Raw genomic sequence first — 1,169 nt, forward strand, 5'->3', positions numbered from 1 at the left:
TCGGGTGCGGGGAGGGCCTTGTGGTCGAGTTTGCCGTTCGGCGTCAGCGGTAGGACGTCGAGGGTGACGAGGGCGGTGGGGACCATGTAGTCGGGGAGTGCGCGTGCGGCGTGTTCGCGCAGTCCGGCCTGGGTGGTGTCACCTTCCTGGTCGGGGACGATGTAGGCCACGAGCCTCTGGTCGCCCGGTCGGTCCTCGCGGACGATCACCGCAGCCTGTCGCGCTGCGGGGTGGTTGGTGAGGACGGCTTCGATTTCGCCGAGTTCGATGCGGTGGCCGCGGAGTTTGATTTGGTGGTCGACGCGTCCGATGAATTCGAGGTGTCCGTCGGGGCGGCGTCGGGCGAGGTCGCCGCTGCGGTACATGCGGCTGCCGGGGGTGCCGTGGGGGTTGGCGATGAAGCGGGTGGCGGTGAGGTCGGGTCGGTTGAGGTAGCCGCGGGCGAGGAGGTTGCCGGCGATGTAGAGCTCTCCGGTGACGCCGGTGGGGACGGGTTGGAGGTGGGTGTCGAGGATGTGGATCTGGGTGTTCCAGATGGGGTGGCCGATGGTGATGGTGCCGGTGGGGGCCATCTGGCCGGGTTCGATGCGGAATTGGGTGCAGCCGACGGTGGTTTCGGTGGGGCCGTATTCGTTGATGACGGTGACGCCCGGGTGCTGGGCGCGCCATTCGTCCAGGGCCTCGCCGAGGAGTGCTTCGCCGCCGAGGACGAGTTGCTGGGTGGGGGAGACGTCGGCGGGAAGGTTTTTGAGGAGCGTCAGGTGTGAGGGGGTGGCTTTGACGAAGGTGGGGCGCTGGTCGAGTTGCGGCGCAGCGCCCTCGTCCAGGTCGGTCAGATGCGCGCACCCGCCGAGCGTCAAAGGCCCGAGCAGACCCGTGACGGTGAGGTCGAAGGCAAGCGGCGAATGGACCAGCGCCCGCCCGCTCATCGCGGGGTAGGCGGCGTGCGCCCAGGACAGATACAGGTTCAGCGACCGGTGTTCGACAACGACACCCTTGGGCCGCCCGGTCGAACCAGACGTGTAGATGACGAACGCGGGGTGGGAGGTCCGGGCCTCGCTCACCCGGTCCGCATCCGTCGGGTTGGTGACGGGGAGACCGTCGGTGTGGATGTCCTCGGTGATGAGGGTCGTCAGCCCCGTGTCGGGTATCCGCCCGGCGGTCTTCTC

The 1,169-nt window shown here is 68.5% G+C and carries 1 protein-coding gene; it reads right to left on the reverse strand.

The window, feature by feature from the left end; translation table 11 throughout:
- On the reverse strand, positions 1–1,169 hold a 1,169-nt coding region (locus SNA_RS29885; RefSeq protein WP_157880147.1), incomplete at both ends, for an amino acid adenylation domain-containing protein.

The organism is Streptomyces natalensis ATCC 27448, assembly GCF_000935125.1.
In the GTDB taxonomy this organism is placed as follows: Bacteria; Actinomycetota; Actinomycetes; order Streptomycetales; family Streptomycetaceae; genus Streptomyces; species Streptomyces natalensis.